12 protein-coding genes, 2 pseudogenes, 2 riboswitches and 1 other annotated feature are annotated in these 19,287 nt (G+C 49.9%); of the genes and pseudogenes, 11 read left to right on the top strand and 3 right to left on the bottom strand.

Translation table 11 applies throughout. The features are described 5' to 3' along the window. Window positions 1–187 precede the first annotated feature (187 nt). From FE784_RS36510 to FE784_RS36495, 4 genes are all read left to right on the top strand, one after another. On the top strand, window positions 188–5,593 hold the full coding sequence (locus tag FE784_RS36510) for a carboxypeptidase regulatory-like domain-containing protein (protein ID WP_139607170.1): 5,406 nt from the start codon (window positions 188–190) through the stop codon (window positions 5,591–5,593). Window positions 5,594–6,037: 444 nt separating this feature from the next. Beyond that, entirely contained in the window at window positions 6,038–6,613 is a 576-nt protein-coding gene (locus FE784_RS36505; RefSeq protein ID WP_139607169.1) for a dihydrofolate reductase family protein, read from the top strand. A gap of 243 nt (window positions 6,614–6,856) precedes the next feature. Continuing rightward, window positions 6,857–6,966, top strand: a riboswitch (SAM riboswitch). A gap of 88 nt (window positions 6,967–7,054) precedes the next feature. Further along, entirely contained in the window at window positions 7,055–7,528 is a 474-nt protein-coding gene (locus FE784_RS36500; RefSeq protein WP_176706779.1) for an NUDIX hydrolase, read from the top strand. A 291-nt stretch (window positions 7,529–7,819) separates the two neighbouring features. Then, a complete protein-coding gene (locus FE784_RS36495; RefSeq protein ID WP_139607167.1) occupies window positions 7,820–8,875 on the top strand; it encodes a serine hydrolase domain-containing protein in 1,056 nt (351 codons plus the stop codon). A gap of 747 nt (window positions 8,876–9,622) precedes the next feature. On the opposite strand, the gene FE784_RS36485 is transcribed toward FE784_RS36495, so the two are convergent. Together FE784_RS36485 and FE784_RS36480 are read right to left on the bottom strand one after the other, a co-directional pair. Continuing rightward, the gene (locus tag FE784_RS36485; protein WP_139607166.1) at window positions 9,623–10,183 is read right to left on the bottom strand and encodes a DinB family protein; all 561 of its coding nucleotides are present in this window, start codon (window positions 10,181–10,183) and stop codon (window positions 9,623–9,625) included. Window positions 10,184–10,212: 29 nt separating this feature from the next. Further along, window positions 10,213–10,959: a DUF2087 domain-containing protein gene (locus FE784_RS36480; RefSeq protein ID WP_139607165.1), complete on the bottom strand. Its 747-nt coding sequence runs from the start codon at window positions 10,957–10,959 to the stop codon at window positions 10,213–10,215. Window positions 10,960–11,306: 347 nt separating this feature from the next. On the opposite strand from FE784_RS36480, the gene FE784_RS36475 reads away from it, so the two are divergent. Together FE784_RS36475 and FE784_RS36470 are read left to right on the top strand one after the other, a co-directional pair. Continuing rightward, window positions 11,307–12,158 (top strand): nucleotidyltransferase domain-containing protein, encoded by an 852-nt coding sequence (locus FE784_RS36475; RefSeq protein WP_139607164.1) that lies wholly within the window; start codon window positions 11,307–11,309, stop codon window positions 12,156–12,158. A gap of 304 nt (window positions 12,159–12,462) precedes the next feature. Beyond that, window positions 12,463–13,191 (top strand): aminoglycoside phosphotransferase family protein, encoded by a 729-nt coding sequence (locus FE784_RS36470; RefSeq protein ID WP_246132351.1) that lies wholly within the window; start codon window positions 12,463–12,465, stop codon window positions 13,189–13,191. A 48-nt stretch (window positions 13,192–13,239) separates the two neighbouring features. On the opposite strand, the gene FE784_RS36465 is transcribed toward FE784_RS36470, so the two are convergent. Further along, complete coding sequence (locus tag FE784_RS36465; RefSeq protein WP_139607162.1) at window positions 13,240–14,181, bottom strand: helix-turn-helix transcriptional regulator; 942 nt, start codon at window positions 14,179–14,181, stop codon at window positions 13,240–13,242. A 100-nt stretch (window positions 14,182–14,281) separates the two neighbouring features. On the opposite strand from FE784_RS36465, the pseudogene FE784_RS36460 reads away from it, so the two are divergent. From FE784_RS36460 to FE784_RS36435, 5 genes and pseudogenes are all read left to right on the top strand, one after another. Further along, window positions 14,282–14,745, top strand: a pseudogene (locus FE784_RS36460) (VOC family protein). Between the two features lie 253 nt (window positions 14,746–14,998). Then, window positions 14,999–15,776, top strand: a pseudogene (locus tag FE784_RS36450) (IS5 family transposase). 395 nt (window positions 15,777–16,171) lie between these two features. Next, window positions 16,172–16,250, top strand: a riboswitch (ZMP/ZTP riboswitch). Between the two features lie 69 nt (window positions 16,251–16,319). Beyond that, window positions 16,320–17,630, top strand: coding sequence for a serine hydroxymethyltransferase (locus FE784_RS36445; protein ID WP_246132350.1), 1,311 nt, complete (start codon window positions 16,320–16,322; stop codon window positions 17,628–17,630). A gap of 63 nt (window positions 17,631–17,693) precedes the next feature. Beyond that, the gene (locus tag FE784_RS36440) at window positions 17,694–18,149 is read left to right on the top strand and encodes a GNAT family N-acetyltransferase (RefSeq protein ID WP_139607161.1); all 456 of its coding nucleotides are present in this window, start codon (window positions 17,694–17,696) and stop codon (window positions 18,147–18,149) included. Window positions 18,150–18,276: 127 nt separating this feature from the next. Continuing rightward, on the top strand, window positions 18,277–18,729 hold the full coding sequence (locus tag FE784_RS36435) for a GNAT family N-acetyltransferase (RefSeq protein WP_246132349.1): 453 nt from the start codon (window positions 18,277–18,279) through the stop codon (window positions 18,727–18,729). A 225-nt stretch (window positions 18,730–18,954) separates the two neighbouring features. Beyond that, window positions 18,955–19,185, top strand: a binding site (T-box leader). The last annotated feature ends 102 nt before the right edge of the window (window positions 19,186–19,287 follow it).

Below are 19,287 nucleotides of genomic sequence, written 5' to 3'. Positions count from 1 at the left end.
CGGACTGCGGAGCGGCGGTTCACGGCGTACCGGAACCCGGCGGCGTGTCTTCCGCCTTTAAGCGCTCAGGCGACGGGCACGCCGGCGAGCGAGGCCGATCGATCGGACGAAGGCGATTGCCGGAGACGATGGACGGCCTGTAATCCTGCCGTGTTGCCGTGCAGGCGAAGCCGGAAGGGGATATTTCGTGGGAAAACGAATCCAAAAGCTGGTCAAAGCAGGTCTGGCCGGCTGCATGGCGGTGACGATGATTCACTTTGAAATGGTTCAAACCAGCAAAGCCAGCGTGCATGCGGCCGGGATTGCCGGAACGGTTGCCCATTACGTCGACAAGCGGGCGGTTGCCCCGTTATGGAGCGCGGCGCCGACGATCGACGGCGCGTTGGACGAAGCGCAGTGGGACGGGGCAGCTGTACTGGACAATTTCCGTACAGCGTATTTCGAATACGAGCCTGAGTCCACGATCGCGTACAAGGTCGCCTACGACAGCCAGTATATGTATATCGGCGGCGTGATGGACGAGGAGGAAGCGGAGACGCTGGCGGACATCGAGGTGGTCATCAGTCCGCAGCTTGGCGGGAGCGCTCATTACGTGGCAAGGCTCACGGTGGATCCGAACGATACATCGATTACGACGACCGCTTGGAATTTGCAGCGCGACAGCTATAGCGCCAATCCCGGCCTGACGCTGCTGAGCGGTGTACAGTACCAGCTTGGAGCTTCCGGCGGCTATACGACAGTCGAGGCGGCGATCCCGCTCTCGGCGATTGCTCCGGCGGGCGTTACGACGGGAGACGAATGGCGGCTGAACGTCATTCATGTTCACCGTTCGCTGACGCGTCCGCTTACCTCGTGGGTGCCGATTCGTCATTCGGATCATTGGGACCGGTACGGCGATGGCGGCCGATTGAACGGTATGGTCGTCGATCAGGGGCGGCTGGGCGGACTGTTTTTCGGCGCGTTGCCTGAGGCGCTGACGCCAGCGGGCGGGTCTGCCGGATCGGTGGAGAGCTGGGAGCCCCAGCAGACGGAGCTTGCCTATACGGGGTTTGACGAGAAGAGTCTGTCCTTCGCATGGCCCCATGCGGCATTGACGGGCAGCGGGGATATTCGCTTGCAATGGAAAGAGCCTGACGGTGCCTGGCAGGAGCTGACGCCGACCGCACTGTCCGCATCGGGCGGAAGGCAGTCTTTAAGCTTCACGCATCCGGGGCCGCTCAAGGACGGCATGTACCAGCTGCGGCTAACCGTGCTGCCGGCGGGTGCGGCGGAGGCGCTGTCCGCCACGCTGATGATCGATCGCGAGCATATGGTGGCGGCGGGATTGGAGCTTGCGCCGGGCATGACGTCCGGAGGACCGCCGACGACGGTCACGTCCGCGCCGCCCTCTGCCAAGGTGCAGGAGCTGCTGGAGCTGATTCCGCCGCAGCCGGGCTTTATTTATGTCGGCTTGCCGGAAATGCCGGAGCTGTTTCCACAAAGTTTGTATACGCTTTCGGCGGACGGAAAAAGCATGACCGCGGTTCGAACGGGGACGGTATACCCGAATCCGGCTTATCCGGAAGACAAGGAGTATATCACCACCAACGCCAAAGGCGAGACGGTGCGCATTCCTTACTACGAGGACGGCTCGGGGAAGCGATATTTCATTACCGCCCATATGTGGTATTTGCAGAAGCAGCGGCTGCTGGCACAAACACGGGCCGTCTCCCAAAGCGATCCGCTGGGCGCTGCACGGCTGTTATATGGCATCGCCCAGGCTTACGAGAGCTACAATCCGACAATCGACCAAGCGTGGAACTACGAATCGCAGAACAAGATGTCCGGTCCGCCGTATTCGTACTGGGGCGGCATGTGGTATCGCTGGTTCGGCTTCGATCTGGATAATCTCGGACCGTTGTTCCAAGCGTATACGAACGTTCGAAAGACGAATGCGTTTGATGTGTTGAGCGCAGAAGCGGGCGAAGATGTGGAGGCGATGCTGCGCGACAAGCTGTTCGGCGCTTCGATCGACAACGTGCTGAGCCATCCGGTCTGGCTGTCCAATCTGGCGTACGGCTACTGGAGCGGGCTGGTGGAGGCGGCAAAGGCGCTTGGCGAGCCGGACTATGTGCATATGGTCGTCGCCCAAATGGAAGAAATGATGGGCCGGCTGTTTTTGTCCGACGGCTTCTGGCAGGAAGTGACGCTATCCTACCACAAGGAGCTGATCAACGGTATCCAGCAAGTGATTGACAAGCTGGAAGGCTGGACCGACCCGGTCGGCTATGTGTCGCCCCGCTCGGGCAAACGGCTGGTCGATCTCCATCTGGAGCAGGATTATCCGGTGATCGGGCGGGCGCTGCGCCATGAGAGGCAGTTGCTGTACCCGAACGGCAATTTTTATCCTCTGCAGGATACGTGGGCCTATGAAAAAGCGGGCAGCTCCGATCCCCTCGTATCCAAGCTGTGGCCGGCGGCGGGCATCGGCAGGCTGACAGGCGGCACGGGAGCGGATCAAACCCAGATTTATTTGAACTACCAGGCCAAGTACCCGACCCATGTGCACCGCGATCCGCTGCATCTCGGTCTGTTCGCGGAGCGTCAGGAACTGCTGCCCGATCTGGGTTATACGTTCAGTACGTTTTACCGTTACTTCACGCTCTCGACAATGTCGCACAATACGGTGGTTGTAGGCGGCCAAGATGCGAGGACAAGCGGAGGGGCGCTGCACGGCGGCAATGTGGAGGCGTATGTGCCGCAGGAAGGCGGCTTCAAGGCGATGCGCGCGTCGTACGAGACCGCGTATCCGGCGACGGACGAGTATCGGCGCGAGCCGTGGTTTGTGCCTTTCGCAGGCGGCGACGGCCAGCAAGGCTATGTGCTGGACTTGTTCCGCGTATCCGGCGGAAGCCGGCATGAGTACACGCTTCAGGGCGATGCGAACCGGGACGCTTACTTCGATACGGAGTTGGCGCTTGCCGATTACGGTCCGTATTTGCTGCCGCCCGGTACGAATGTCGTCCAGCCGGTGGACAATATAGACAGCGGCAGTGCGGAAGGCCACTATCCCGGTTATATTTACGTGCGCGATGTGAAGCGGGCGCAGCTGGCGGGAGACCGCTACCAGCTGACGCTGGTGACGCAGAACAACGGCGCGGCGGCGTCCCGGATGCGCATTACCGGTTTGCTCGAAGCAGGCGCGTCCAATGAGCTGTATGTGGGGCGCTCGCCGTCGCTTCGCGCGGCGCGGCTGGAGGGACGGTCCAAGGACAACAACGACGAAGCGGTGAAATACTCCATGCCCAAGCTGGTGCTAAGGCGCGACGGCACGAATGTGAAAAGCACGTTCGTGACGCTGCTGGAGCCGTATGGCGCTTCGGGGACGCCAAAGGTGGAGGCGATCGACCGCTTGGCTCCGCAGCAGGCTCCCTCCGGGGCGGTGGCGGTCAAGGTCGCTTATGGCGACACGACCGACCTGCTGCTGAGCAACCCGGATTATGCCGAACACGGACAGCCGCTGCTTGTGGACGACATCGCGCTGCACGGCGAATTGGGACTCATCCGGCTCGTGGGCGGCGAGGTGCGGGAGATGAAGCTGAGCGGAGGCACGCTGCTGCAAAAGGGAAGCCGTCAGCTGACCGGAGCGGGCGTGGTGAACGGCTCAATCGCCGGCGCGCTCAGCATGGCCAAGGGCGATGCCTACGACGGCATCTTGACCGGCGCATCTGTGCCGCAATCGGCCGCAGGCAGCTATGCGCTGGTGACGCATGCGGACGGCAGTCGGCAAGGGTTTCCGATCGCCGAGGTGCGGCAGCACAACGGCCAAACGCTGATCGTATTCGATGAGGAAGATCCGGGCTTCGCGATTTTGCCCGACGGCCGTGCGGAGCAGACATACTTCCCCCATAGAACGTGGAATGCGTCTCCGGTATTTTCCATCGCCAATGTCGAACGCGCCGTCTGGCCGCCTACCGGGGCGCCGGAGCCGGAGCGAAGCGGCTCGGTGCTCGGTACGGTGCTTGACACGGACGGATTGCCGGTGCAGGGGGCTTCTGTCCATGTGACCGGCAATCAGACGCTGCTGTCGCAAACCGACGCGTCCGGCGGCTACAGTCTGACCGGCGTACCCGAAGGCTGGCAGCGGTTCACGGCTACCGACGCGCGACATCAGCCGGTTGTGACGGACGCCGTCTATGTGATCGCCGATCAGACACAAACCGTGCCGATTTCGTTCAATCGGCGGCTTCCGCCCGTGCTGAGCGGGACGCCTGCACTCGGCGTGCAGCTCGGGGAGCCGGTCTCCGTCGTCAGTTCGGTGTATGCCGCGGCGTATCTGGTGCCCGCCGCATCGCCGGCGAATCCGGCCGGTCTGGAGGCGGCGGTCCGCACCGTGAACGGCGTGGTGTACGGGGTGAAGACGACAGTGCAGCAGGACGTTCCTGCAACGCTCGGCACATCCGGCATGGCGGAAGGGCGGTATATGCTGTATGCGGTGGACCGGTGGGGACAAGCGTCGCCCGGCAAGCCTGTTTACGTGCTGGAGGCGATCGCCGGCCGATTGGACGACGATCATGCGCGTCTTTCCTACACCGGGACATGGTCGGTGATCGAGAACGCCCAGTTGTACGGCGGCAAATCCCGGCAAACGGGAACCGCGGGCGCAACGGTCACGATTCCGTTCTATGGCAGCCGGGCCAAAGTGCTCAGTCTCGTCGGCGGCTCGCGCGGTCAGGCAGAGGTGTATGTGGACGGCGTGTTCCGTCAGACGATCGATACGTACAGCACAAGCGTCAAGTACCAGCATGTCATCTTCGATACCGGGGTCCTCGAGCACGGCGTCCATGACATTCGGATTGCGGTGACCGGTCAAAGGCAGCCGCAGGCGACGGGGACGTTTATCAATATCGACGCGGTAGAGGTTACCTCAGACTATAGGCTGACAGGCGTGACGGCGGGTCCGGTGGCGACCGGAACGCCTGTTGCGGGAACCAGTCCGCAGCAAGGACAGCTGTATCTGGTATCGGACCGGACCGAAGAGACGGTGGCCGCCGTGCAGGCGTCCGGCCAGTCGTCGGCGGGCAGAACGGTGACGGTTCAAGCCGGGGTGTACGGCACCATCGATACGACCGGCTTGCCGTCCGGCTGGTACAGACTGTTTGCGATCAATAGCGCCGGGCAATTATCCGAAGGCTCCGCACCGCTCGCCGTCGTTGACATTTCGGCGCCGCAGGGCGTGCTGGACGATACGAGTCCGCTGATCCGCTATGCCGGCAGCTGGATGATCGTAACACATGCTTCCCAGCATGGCGGCACATCCAGGCAAGCGGCATCCGCCGGCATGTATGCCGACATCGCCTTTTACGGCACCGGCGCGCAGCTGTGGAGTCTGGTCGGCACGGCGCGTGGTCAGGCCGACGTGTATCTCGACGGCGTCCTGCAAACGATGATCGACCAGTACAGCGCGTCGGCGGTCCGCTATAAGCATCCGACCTACGATACCGGCTCGCTGCAGCCGGGGCTGCACGTCGTGCGCATCGCGCCCATAGGCACCAGATCGTCCGGGGCGACCGGCGCTTGGGTGAATATCGATGCGGTCCGGATTGCCGACTAGCCGTTTGACGAAAGCGGCGTTGCCCATAGCCCGAGCCACCGCCAATCCGCGCGGTGGCCAGGCAGGGCAACCGCTTGCGAGGGTTTAAGTAGCCGAGGCAGAAGGTGTATGACGAAAAAGCGCGATACGCGAGTCGGTCATCTTACAAATATATACATAAACAAATAACGGCAGCAAGCGATGCGCCGCAACGCGACAACCCCCGCGTTGCGGTTTTTGCTTTTGGAGGCTGCGACACAGGAATGGCTAGTCCAACCCCATTTTGGGAACAGTGCCTATGTCCAATACTTCCATGGAGGCGGCTGTGGAAAGAAAATAAAGATTTAGACTGACGGTACTTCATTAAGCGAACGGGCAGATTAGATTAGCAATCTGTAAGAAACAATCCGAACTGAAATGTCTTAAAATATAGTTTATGAACAGAGACTGGAGGGCGTTATCGAAATGGCTAAACTGATCTACGCTGCTAATGTATCTTTGGACGGTTACATGGAGGACGAGCGCGGCAATATCGAGTGGTCGATCTCCGATGACGAGGTGTTTGCGTTCTGGACTGACTTCCAGCGGCCGATTGGCACCTACCTGTACGGGCGTCGAATGTACGAGTCGATGGTGTACTGGGAGACGGCGAACATCAAAATGAACCCGTCCAGCGGCGATCAACCGGAGGTAATGCGGGACTTCGCGCAGATTTGGCGAGCTGCTGAGAAGATCGTGTATTCCCGGACACTTCAGTCGGTTTCAAGCGCCAGGACTAGAATCGAGCGCGAATTCGATCCTGATGCGATCCGGAGGCTGAAGGAGTCTTCAGGAGCCGACATTACGATTGGCGGCCCCGAGCTTGCTGGGCAGGCGATGAGCGCGGGACTGATCGACGAGTGTCATCTGCTTCTTAATCCGATCGTCTTGGGTGGAGGTAAGCGAGCATTGCCGGACAACCTCCGCATGCGGCTCGAGTTGCTCGGTGAGCGCCGCTTCCGATGCGGAGTTGTTCAGCTTCACTACCGCGTGATCGTCTGACCGTGACACTAGAGTGAAATTCAGGAGATACGTTTTCGGGCTTACTTTAATCAAGTGAAATTACGCAAGCCGGAAGTTATGAGCGGCTTCCATTTTTAAACTAACGGATTACGATAGTGGAATTAGATGGGAGCAGATTGCCGCGGCAGCTGCTCCCATTTTTCATTGAAGTAACGGGCAGTTTTGCGGAGAAACTTGTAAAATATGGATTGGTATCATATGATTTAACTAAATTGAAAACTTCTCTTATCCAGAGTTCGGCGGAGGGACTGGCCCTATGAAGCCGCGGCAACCGACTTTACTTTCAAGCACGGTGCAAATTCCTGCGAAGGGTAACCTTCGAAAGATGAGAGGGCACGGTAGTTCGTTGAACTTTACTAACCCCTTTCATTGGAAGGGGGTTTTAATTTTTAAAACATCTAGTAAAAAGGAGAGATTTCATTGTCAATTAGAGTAAGAGTAGCTTGTATTTGTACTAGGGATAATAAGATTGTGTTACTGAAGAAATTAGTTCCTTCGTATTTTACCTATAATCAATTGACACCACCTGGAGGCGGAGTAGAACAGCATGAAACATTAGAAGATGCTTGCATACGGGAGTTAGAAGAGGAAACCGGTCTGAGAATTGCTAATCCCAAAATCGTTGGAGTTGCGTCATATATCTCTCACATAAGCGACTCACATTCTGTGACGTTCTTTTTTATTACTAATGAGGTTGCAGGAGAACCAATTATCAAGGAACCACATAAACATATACCTTTGTGGGTAGAGTTATCCTGTGTAAATTCAAATGAATTCGTACCTGAATACTATAAAGCAGTTATTAATAAATCCATTAATGACAAAGGATTTTTTAATGCCCGTTTTGAGTGGTTAAAACCAGATGGCCAGTTCGTTTGGTCGTTTGTTGATTAAACTAACGGAGAACGATAGTTGAATAAAGACAACACGACGGCAGCCGGCCAGAAATGATCGGCTGCCTTTGCTTAACTTACAAAGCAGGATAGCGCAACAATACCAGAGGCTGCTGAATACTCCGGCAGCCTAGAATTGTCAAAGGGAAGTAACCTCCTACTTTACTATTAGGGTATTAAGATAAGTCAAATTCGTGCGGTGCACCATAATTTACCTGATAACCGATATCGGGATGAGAGGGATTGATATGTCCCATTCAGAATGAATTAGTAAAGTAAAGGAGTGGTACCGATGCACCGAATCGAAGAAGCCGTCCCATTCACAGTGATGGAACCGAAGGCCACCCAACTAGACGCACTACGACTGAACCAAGCCTATGAAACGCTGCTCCAGACGTTTCCCAGCCTCTACAGCCTCTTGATCGTCAAGGATGCGCAGCTCGTCTTCGAACGATACGAGCCGCCGGTCAAGCCGACCGCTGCCTACAGCATTAAATCCATCACGAAGAGCGTCATGAATGCGCTCGTTGGTATCGCCATTCAGGATGGTCTGATCGCTTCCGTCGATCAGCTTATCTCCGACCTGGCTCTGAAGATGCCGGAGAAATGGCTCGCGAACATCGACGGAGTTACCGTAAAGCACCTGCTAACTATGACGCATGGCTTACATGTCGAGGAGAACAGCCAGGAGATGTTAGAGGTCTGGAAAAGCAGCAATTGGATTGGCACGATACTTGACAAGCCACTCGTCCACTCGCCGGGCGAGCGTTTCCTTTACTGCACTTGTACTACGCATCTCCTTTCAGCCATTCTGACACAAGCAGTGAAGGTTCCACTTGCATATTACGCAAGCCGGAAGTTATTCTGGCCGCTTGGCATCCAATTCCGCCGGAAGTTATTCTGGTCGCTCGGCATCCAGTTCCCGGTCCGATGGGAGCAGGCTCCTGAGGGGCTAAACTGGGGCGGCAATAATATGTTCCTTACCCCCCGCATTCTTGCGCGCTTCGGCCAGTTGTATCTAGCGGACGGCATCTGGAACGGCCAGCGACTCCTCCCTGCCGGATGGGTCGACGAATCCTTCGAAAAGCACTCCACAGGATGGTCCGGGTACGCCGCCTACGGCTACCTGTGGTGGGTCGGCTGCGTTGATGGATTGAATTATGCTTTTGCCTCCGGCTACGGCGGGCAGTACGTCTATGTCATCCCTGAGCTGAAGAGCGTTATAGTCCTGACGGCCAACTCAGACGCCAGCATCGCCGAAATGCAGGCGACGACGAATCCTGTTATTAAGGACCCGACTTGGATTCTGAGGCGGTTTCTGATTGAGAGTAGGCTCCCGGAAATTTGAGCTAACGGAGACGATAGTGGAGGAGCTCCTACCCGGCAGCTCCTTTTTTATGTTCGTTGAAGTGGTCATATGAAATGATAGCATATGCAAGGGCACTGAATTATCTGCAAGATTATTCTGACCAGACGAATCCATTTGAGCAAGCATACGGGCTGCTGCAAACTGTTTCTGATAAGGGAAATACGGACGCTGAATGGCATTTAATAATGGCTTCTGTTAGTTTTAATCAACAACTTTACGCTGAGGCAGTAAACATGCTGAACAAGCAAATACTATCATAGCTGGCTGTGCTGATGATATGCTTGCGCTGTACTCACAATATGACTAGTAGAACGCTTCTGAAATAACGTTCATGTTCAACTATCGCTCCAACCCATGTTTCCATCGATAAGGAACCCGAATTAAGAGATACGCTACTATATTTTTACTTGAGTCGAGAACGTTGGGAACCATAGGTATCATTGTTGCTCCGCAATCGGCAGTATTTTGTTACGCTAACGAGGAACGATAGTCAATGACTAAAGGGCTGCCACGTGGCAGCCCTCCAGCCCGCTCCGCGAACGGGCAGGATAGCGTGGAAACATAAGAGGCTCCCATCAACGGGAGCTTCTTATAAATATATCAATAATAATTACATTGTCTTCTTACAAGTTATTCCGCGGAGGCAGCAGGGCGGAGGAACGACCTGCCGTCGTTGCATCCACCCAACGATCCGGATCGACGACCTTGGCTTCCTGTTCGCAGGATCTATGGACGGAGGCTTTCCCCCTGTTGGGAAGCAAACAGAAACCGGCAATATCCTATTTCCGCAGCATTCTTCATAAGCTCCACATTGAGCCAGGCGGAAAGCTCATAGAACGGCTTGTCGCTGAAGGGCCAATTGGTTCGAGCGCGTTCATGGTATTCATTAGTGGACAGCGTTGCAACTGAAGCTTCCCACAACTCTTTTAACTGATAAATTCGATTAACCGCTTCGCTAGCGCTGTCGGGGCAAGGGACGGATTCCCGCTGAAGTGTTTCGTCGCCGAACGAATGGTCAAGGACCATGGACCACCAATAGATTATATGCCAGGTTAGCCAAGCGATGCTTGGAGGTCCGATTTCATAGCTCTCCGATTCGGGCCAATCGGCAAGCCAGATTCCCGAATCGTTACTTACATGTAGTCCTCGTGCTGCCGGTCTCCAGTGATATTCTTCCTCACTAAGCCCGGTTAGATGAATGTCCAGCAATTGACTTGAGATTTGATACTGGAATTGAATAATACCCCGACCAGTATCATTAGGCGAAAATAAGTTTTTTTCAGTCATTTCACTCGTTCTCCATTCCTGTAATATTGTTAATTGAGCCCATATTCCTTGCCGTCAGGTGTTCGATACATAAAACCATAGTCGACCAAATATCTCCTTAATACTGCGTGATCGTCAAATATAAAACGAAGCTGCTCGTTGATTTCATTTTCCGTATACTTTTTTCCTTGTTCGAAATGTCGTGCAATCGTCCGCAACACAACTATTTTCTTTTTTTCTCTCGAAGGAAATGCTTTTAATTTCAAAGGCGACAAGCTTATAAACGCACTTTTCAGAATTTGCAGATTTTCTTTTTCGGTAACAAGATATCGTTCGTCAACCATCGTAGCATTGGGATGAATTTGTATGAGCCGTTCTTCATCGGTCGTTTTTTTCTCGGCAACTTGCTCGTAGATCGCCAGATACAGCTTGGCTTGTTTTGCTTTTTCTCGAAACATGAATCTTTGATGCCGAACCGTTGAGGTGGAAACACCAAGCTTGCCGCTAATTTCTTTGTCGGACAACCCGTCGTGAATGAGCGATAAAAGTTGTTTTTGATTATCCGTCAAGGAATTATATTTGGAGTCCTCATGGAGCAATCGCTTTAGATTGTCTCCATGCTCCTCACCGACATGGAATTCAACAGCGCGATTGGCTTCGAAGAAGCGACCTTGAATAGGGAACACCTCTCCGTTCTCAAATCTCTGGCCGCACACATTGCAAATAAAAACCTGGGCTTCCGGAACGTAATGAAAGCCCTTCTTTAGTTCATGAATCGCGAGATGATCCGAGTTCAATGAATAACACCTCATAACGTTTATTTAAACTATAGTCAAATTATAATTTGGTTTATCTAATATGTAAACGAAAACTTGTAATACCGTAAGACGGTGGCAGCATGTTGACCTACCGAATTACCACGCAATGGGCATTAGACCAGTCTGTCAATGACGCTAACCAAGAAAAGTTGCTTAAGCTAACGGAGAACTATAGCTTAACAATCACCAGGACGAGGCTGCCGGCATGAGATGGCAGCCTCGTTGAGCTATCGGGGCAGAATAGTTAAATAAATCCTCTCTCTTGACGCTGAGACAGTCATTTCGTTATTTTGGACGTAATCGAACTTAAGATTGGAGCGCGAATTATGAATGTGCCGTACACCATTTCGAACATTGTTGACAGCCTTAAACAAATCAGCGGAGTAAGTGCTCTGGTTCTCGGCGGTTCAAGAGCCAGGGGAACTGAAAGTCCAAACTCCGATATTGATATCGGCATTTACTACGATTCCGAAAAAGGGCTGGACATTGCCCAGTTTCGTCGGGTTGCGGCTGAAATGGATGACGACCATAGAGAAAACTTAGTGACGGAACTAGGCGGCTGGGGACCATGGATCAATGGCGGCGGCTGGTTGAAAGTGAATCAGTTTGCGGTTGATTTATTATTTCGCGATCAAAATAAAGTGTCGCGTGTAATTGAAGAATGTGTCGGGGGAACGATCACAATGGATTATCAACCCGGACATCCCCATGGATTTGCCAACTCGATTTATTTGGCTGAGATAGCGTTATGCAAAGTGTTATGGGATCCTTCGGGAGTTGTAGGAAAACTGAAAAGCAGAACAACCCCATTTCCGCCCGTTTTTCAAAAAGCTACTGTCCAAAATTTTTTTTGGGAGGCAGCCTTTGCTCTCGATAATGGATCTAAAGGCATTTACAAACAAGATTTATCTTATGTCGCTGGATGTTGCTTCAGGTCAATATCCTGTTTGAATCAGGTTTTATTTGCAATCAACGAAACGTATTTGACGAATGAAAAGGGAGCTACTGCCATTGCCGATTCATTTCGCATAGTGCCGAGCCAATACTTGCATAGAATAAATGAGAGTTTCACTTTCATCACGGAAAATCAAGATGGCTTAAATCAAGCGATTAACATGATGCGTGAGCTTATTCAGGAAACGGAAAATCTTATGAAATCCAATTCGTTTTTCAACTAAACATGGCAGTATAGTTTAAGGGACTACCCAAAGATCTGCCGAGGAAAGAACAGGGGCATCGCTAACGGTAACGGCGGCCTGGAAGAGAGGACGGTGCGGAGCAATAGAACATGGAAAGTATTATTGTTTTAAGCGGGATGAAACCGAGAATATCATCAATCGTTTTGGAGAAGAGTTTTACGAAAAAGTACTACGCGATATCGTAACATACACTGAAAGATGGAAGTTGTATGATTTTGAACTTGTACATTCATATTCCGCTAACTGCGTTTTTAAATGTTGTTCGAAGTTGTATGGAAATACGGTGCTGAAAATAGGTAAACCATGCAGAGAGGCTGTAACTGAGCATAATACATTATGCGAATATAACGGTAGACGATTTTGTAAAGTTTATAACGCAGACATTCAAAACGGTGTTATCCTTGAAGAAGGCATACAGCCCGGTGATTCATTGCTCCACGGGAATCCACGTGAAGAAAGAATATTTATATTTTATTCTTTGTTTAATGGATTGCATATTGCCCCCGGTAGAATCGCTCAATATCCGACCTATATAGAGTGGATTGAAAAGAGCGTGGACTATCTAAGTAAGCGAGAGGACTGTAAGGAATTATACAAACACATAGAAAGAGCAAAAGAAATATGTTTGTCAGTTTCTGCTTTATATCCTCGTAAAATGCTGCTCCATGGTGACCTTCATCATGGAAATATTATTTTGAACCAAAGTGGGGAATACACCCTAATTGACCCTAAAGGAGTAATTGGTGATCCTATTTTTGATATGTCACGTTTTTTATTAAATGAGTTCAGCGATACATTATCGCCAGAGAAGTTTCAAGAAATTGAAGAGGTTGTGTGTGACTTAGCCAATAAACTTGATATTCCGAGCAAAATACTTAAGCTCTGTCTTTACGTGGAAACTGCAATATGGGTATGCGACGATTTGGAGAAAGGTTCATCGCTTGAAGAATGTGCTTTCCTTATCGACAATGTTATTCATGCAGAAGCGTTAATACATCATGTATCATCATGAATACTTATGGAAATCGAAGTTTATTACGCCGTGGAAAACCAAAGAGGCTCACATTTTGATGTTAATGGGAGCCTTTTGAAGATACTTCTCCACCATTTTATTCAAATAATCTCTAAATTCTTCAACATAGGTTTTTGGCTCGACTATTTCCAGATTTGTCCCGAAGCTCGCTAAAAATTGAAAGCCAATACTGTTTTGAGGAACATAGATGGTGGCTAAGAAATATTCAGCACTATAGTTTTCAATACTCTTTCGACCGAACCTTTCAATGAATTGATCTTTTATGTTAGGCGAAATCAACGCCTTAATAGCGACTAGTTGCGGTTGATAACTTGCTTCATGTTCTTGCTCCAATAAATAATCTCTAGGGTTAAATGTGTTTTCATCATCCATAGTAAGATGATCGATCCTGGATAATTTAAATGTTCTATATCTCTGACGATGTAAACAGAATCCCTTCAAATACCAACTCGACTCACTAAAATGAAGCTGATATGGCTCGACAATTCTATTCGTCGTGGTGCCATTTTTATCTATATAATCAAATGAAACTAACCTTCTCTTTAATATCGATTCTTGGTATATCTTCAAGGTTTGAAGAATCTCAGACCGTCCCTCCCAATCATAAAATGACAGTTGGATTGAACCTTTCGGAGACAATGGGCTAACCATGGCTTCTATCTTTTTTATGGTCACTTCAACTTCTTCGCTAATTAGAATTTGTTCCAATCCGCCGAGTGCAGTCAATATATTCTCCAAGTCGGAGCTGCTTAAAAGACGTTTATCAACCTTGTATTCATCCATAATGCCGTAGCCGCCATTAATTCCATTGATAGAATAGATCGGGATGTTTGATAAACTCAGTGTGTCCATATCACGAAGAATTGTTCTTTTGGAAACGTTAAATAATTGTGCAAATTCTTTTGTTGAAACGATATTTTTATTCAGCAATATCATGATGATGGATATTAATCTCTCAACCTTCTCCATATTTTCCCCTCTGTTTTTTGACTATATTTTAAAAGGTGACATACGTATGTCACCGCTTATACATTATACTTCATTTATCACAAGAAGGAGGTATGACTTAATGGCAGCTATTGCATATTTAAACTTTGATGGAATCGCAGAACAAGCGATTGAAATTTATTCGGAGGCTTTACATGCAAATGAGGTAAAAAAAGTAAGATTCAGCGATTTTCCGCAAGATCCAAACTATCCATTGCCAGAAAATGAATTAAATTTGATCTGGAGTCTTCAATCGAATTCGCAGGCGGGAAAATCATGATGTCGGATATTCTATCTTCGATGAAGAGTGTAACGGGCGAGTTGGTTAAAGGCAACAATATACTGATTAGTATCGTTATTGATGATAAGCAGACACTGGAAAATTACTTTTCTAATTTGTCTGTAGGTGGTTATGTTATCATGCCGTTATCAGAAATGCCTTGGTCTTCTTGCTTCGGAATGTTGGTTGATAAATTTGGTATTGTCTGGAAATTTAATAGTGACGCAGATAAGTTCCTTGATAAAGTGATTTCTGACAAACGGTAACTCGTTAAAAAAATGGTCTTGCAATTAAAGACCATTTTTTTAATTATAACAGGTATACTATGGGATTATGAATCAATTTAGAAAGGAAAATGTATTTTATCTATGGAAATTGAAAATCTGATTCCAGCAAAATCGAGAGAGGATCTGAGGATTTGGCTACAAGAAAATGGAAAGACTAAAAAGTCTTGCTGGGTATTGGTTAGTAAGACCCTCCCTAATATGTTGTTATATTTGGACATGGTAAATTTCTCCTATGAGAAGACGATACGAAATACGCGATGATCAATGGGATCAAATTAAAGATTTGCTTCCACCCGAACGAAAACGTCAAGGTGGACGAATTGCGAAAGATAACCGCATGATGCTGAATGCCATGCTTTGGGTCGCTAGGTCCGGAGCACCGTGGTGGGACCTGCCCGAACATTACTGCTCATGGAAAACGGTGTACACGCGTTTCCGTCGCTGGCAGATCGCAGGGATATGGGATGAAATTCTGAAGCATGTATCCGTATCCCCTGATTTTGAACCTATCATGATCGATGCCACCATCGTCCGCGTCCATCAGCATGGCGCAGGCGCAAAAGGGGGCAACAAAATCAGGCCATCGGACGATCCAGAGGCGGAATAACAACCAAAATCCTTGCTATCGTAGATGCGCTAGGCAATCCATTACGCTTTGAACTGACCGCTGGAAATAGCCACGACTGTGTGAAAGGCTTTGAAATGCTTCAGGCCATGGATCTCACAGGGAAGACCGTGATTGCCGATCGAGGCTACGACATGAACAACATTCTGGAACTATTGAGGGGCAACAAGCGATCGCCGTCATTCCGAGCCGCAAACACCGCAAAGTTCAGCGAACGTGCGATTGGTGGCTCTACAAAGAACGCCATCTCGTAGAATGCCTCTTCGATAAGTTGAAACATTATCGTAGACTGGCAACTCGTTATGATAAGCTAACCTGCACATTTGCGGCCTTTTTGTCGCTGGCCTCTATTTTGCTTTGGCTTAGGTTTGAAGACACGCTCTAGATTATTAAGATGCTCTGGGGCAATTTTCAAACCTTAAGCCAGCCAGATTAAAGCAGAAAGAGGTCCCGCCAACACTTTAACAGTAACCGTCACATCCAACCCGCCTCCTCTGGAAAGCGAGAATAAGGGCCGCGGAATCCTCATGGGTGGATTCGCGGCGCTGAACTAACGGGCAGTTTACTGCAATTGTGTCTTTCATACTGGGTAAGTGGATATCAAATTTACGGTTCCATATGGCTGGTAGGTCCTGAAATCCTGCTACATTAATAAAAACAGCAGAGTTCACGGATAACGGTAATAAGCATGGACGCAACCATTTCCAAGTGGGGTGGAATGCCTTCGCAAAGGATGATTGTTAACTATCAGAATATTTGGTATAATATGACTAAATAAAAGGTACTGCGTGTGACTGGCGGAGCATGGGGAACCATGAGGAAGCACGCGGGGTATGTGCCGTACGCCTGGGCGAGAGTGGTTAATCTTTGGATTAAGCGCTCTTTTTTGTTTTCCCAATCCAATCCAGCGAAGGAGAGTTGATCGAAGGTGGAAACGATTCAGACGTATTTGGACCTGCACGACCCCGAGGTAGCGGCCATGATGGATGCGGAAAGCATTCGTCAAAAAAGCACGCTTGCACTCATCCCGTCGGAAAACTATTCATCCATGGCGGTCCGGCTGGCGCTGGCCTCTTCATTCACGAACAAGTACGCCGAAGGCTATCCGTATTTTTGGGAAAACGGCGAACGAAGCATGCAGAAAAACGGGCGGTACTATCGCGGACAGGCGAACACGAACGCCTTAGAGCGTTTGGCCATCGAAAGGGCGCTGAAGCTGTTTACGCCGAATCCGCAAGCGTATCATGCCAATGTGCAGCCCTTGAGTGGCTCGCCAGCCAATCTTGCGGTGCTGCATGCGTTTTTGAAACCGGGGGATACGTTTCTCGGGCTTTCGTTGGACTACGGTGGACACTTGACCCACGGGCACCACGTCAACATGACGGGCGCATCATATCGAGCCGTTTCATACCGGCTGAACGTCGACTACGAGCTGGACTATGACGAAATCCGCGAGCTGGCACGCCTCCATTCACCCAAGCTGATCATCTGCGGGGCGACTGCTTATCCGTTGCAGATCGATTTTCAGCGCTTGGGGGAAATCGCCAAAGAGGCCGGCGCGTTGCTTGTCGCCGATATCGCTCACATTTGCGGGCTGTGCGTGACCGGGCATCACCCCCATCCGTTCCCGCATGCCGATATCGTCACCACGACCACGCACAAAATGCTGCGCGGACCGAGAGCCGGACTCATCCTATGCAAGAAAGAGTTAGGTCCGGCAATTGACCAAGCGGTGTTTCCGGGACTTCAGGGAGGACCGCACATGAATACGGTTGCAGCCATGGCAATCGCCTTCCGTGAAGCGATGAGCGGGGAATACAAGCAGTACGCCGGGCAGATTGTCCGCAATGCGAAGACGCTAGCGGAACATTTGCAGGCTGAGGGCTTCCGTCTGATGGGCGGACGAACTGAGAATCATCTGCTGCTTCTCGATATCGTTCATTCAGATAACGGGCTGGCTGCCAAGGATGGGCATTGGCTTTCTTTTCGCTGGGAACGGGCCGGCATCATTGCTAACAAAAACGCCGTGCCCGGCGACAAGAAGCCCTGGTACCCGTCCGGCATCCGGCTCGGCACGCCGGCCGTAACGACGCTGGGAATGAAAGAAGCGGAAATGCGGCAAATTGGGGATTGGATCGTACGTGCCACCCAAGGGGCCGATAACGACGCCGAGTTGGAGCAAATACGCAAAGAAATCGCCACTATGATGGAGCGGTTCGCACCGGGACAATTCGTTTGAGAAGTATGTGGGCGTGATTTGTAATAGTCAAGGTCCGGCTTTGAGACTCTGGGAGGGAAGGGTTTGGTCACAAAATTTAGGATTGCAGATAGCAATGACAGTGAAATCGTTGTAGATATGGTGGTTAATTTGCTTACAGAGCTTAGGGGAGCTTTGGTGGAAAAAGAAGCTTACATCCAAGCATCAAAGAAGCTACTTTCTGAAAATAAGCAGTACACAGTTTTTCTAGCGTACACTTCATCATTCGAATATCTTGGGTTCATATCGGTCTTTGAATCGTCATCTATCCGCACTTTTGGAGAATACGGAGTCATTCAGGAACTTTTTGTTTATCCAGAGTATAGATCCATCCAAATCGGTCGTGGACTTTTATCTATGGTCAAAAATTTTGCTATTGATAAAGGATGGGAACGTCTTGAAGTTGGAGCACCAAATTCAGAAAAATGGGGACGTTCAGTAGCTTTTTACCTTAGAGAAGGATTTAGTGAAGTTGGACCACGATTGAAATTAAGTATTTGATATAAAGTTGCTTGAACATCTGGAGATGGTTTACCGTATGAAAGGAAACACATTTTGTATCGTCGAACTAATAAGGCGACTTAATGCAGCAGCAGTTATTAGTGAACCCCTTTAAAAGGATGGTACCATGATGTCATATCCAATAGTCAGATATATTCAAGATCATGAATTAGCCGAAATACTTCAGTTGTATAAACATTTAAACAAAGACGATCCAGATTTAGACTTAGAAGAGATCGGAGACCTCTGGAATGCGATTATTAATGATGAAATGATGAAGATCATTGTCGTAGAATTTGATCGCAGGATTGTCGCGTCTTGTGTCTTAACTTTGATCAAGAACTTAACAAGAAGCGGAAGACCATACGGATTAATAGAAAATGTCGTTACTCATTCAGACTTTAGAAAAAAAGGTTACGGCCGAATGGTTTTAAATAAGGCCGTTGAATATGCCAGGGAGAGAAATTGTTATAAACTCATGCTTATGACAGGGTCTAAGAGAGAGGAAATCCATAAATTTTATGAAAGTTGTGGTTTCCAGCAGGGGGTTAAGACCGGATTTATTATTAAAATGATGTGATTATCGCAAAGAGTTGGGCTTCACAATTTGCTCCTATGGATGTTAAGCTAACGGGTACGATAGCTCAATAGGTGATTAAGAAGGCTGCCGGCAATCGGCGGCCTATTGAAGTAACGGGCAGTTTACGTAAATACCTTATATCTTATTGCAAACAATGTACCCGTGCATGTTTGTCATTGACTAATTCCAATGTTTAACATATAATAAGAAAAATTGTATATAACCTAAAATGCAATGATGGAGAAAAGTAGATCAATACCGCTTTACAGGGAGGAAACGCCGGAGATTGAGAGCGTTTCTAGGGATAGGGTTGATTGAAGTTCACTCCTAAGCAGTCCCTTGAAACCATTATTTGGTAAGTAGAGGGCACCGGATATTTTCCGTTATGACAAACAAGTGAGAACCTCCGTAGGGAGTGTTCTAATTAGGGTGGTACCACGGCTCCTCGTCCCTTTATGGATGAGGGCTTTTTGTGTTTTCTTACTTATCGAAAAGAACAGTTTAATTAGACAAACCAAATAAGGCTTGGTAGCTCAGTCGGTAGAGCAAAGGACTGAA

Source organism: Paenibacillus hemerocallicola (assembly GCF_006265175.1).
GTDB classification, from domain to species: Bacteria; Bacillota; Bacilli; order Paenibacillales; family NBRC-103111; genus Paenibacillus_AB; species Paenibacillus_AB hemerocallicola.
Note: the sequence above shows the minus strand (reverse complement) of the source record. Positions and strands in the feature narration are given on the sequence as shown.

What these genes read in the sequence shown, in the direction of transcription:
- FE784_RS36485 (WP_139607166.1), bottom strand. Translation starts at nt 10,183, where the DNA reads ATGACTGAAAAAAACTTATTTTCGCCTAATGATACTGGTCGGGGTATT.
- FE784_RS36505 (WP_139607169.1), top strand. Translation starts at nt 6,038, where the DNA reads ATGGCTAAACTGATCTACGCTGCTAATGTATCTTTGGACGGTTACATG.
- FE784_RS36475 (WP_139607164.1), top strand. Translation starts at nt 11,307, where the DNA reads ATGAATGTGCCGTACACCATTTCGAACATTGTTGACAGCCTTAAACAA.
- FE784_RS36495 (WP_139607167.1), top strand. Translation starts at nt 7,820, where the DNA reads ATGCACCGAATCGAAGAAGCCGTCCCATTCACAGTGATGGAACCGAAG.
- FE784_RS36465 (WP_139607162.1), bottom strand. Translation starts at nt 14,181, where the DNA reads ATGGAGAAGGTTGAGAGATTAATATCCATCATCATGATATTGCTGAAT.
- FE784_RS36435 (WP_246132349.1), top strand. Translation starts at nt 18,277, where the DNA reads ATGATGTCATATCCAATAGTCAGATATATTCAAGATCATGAATTAGCC.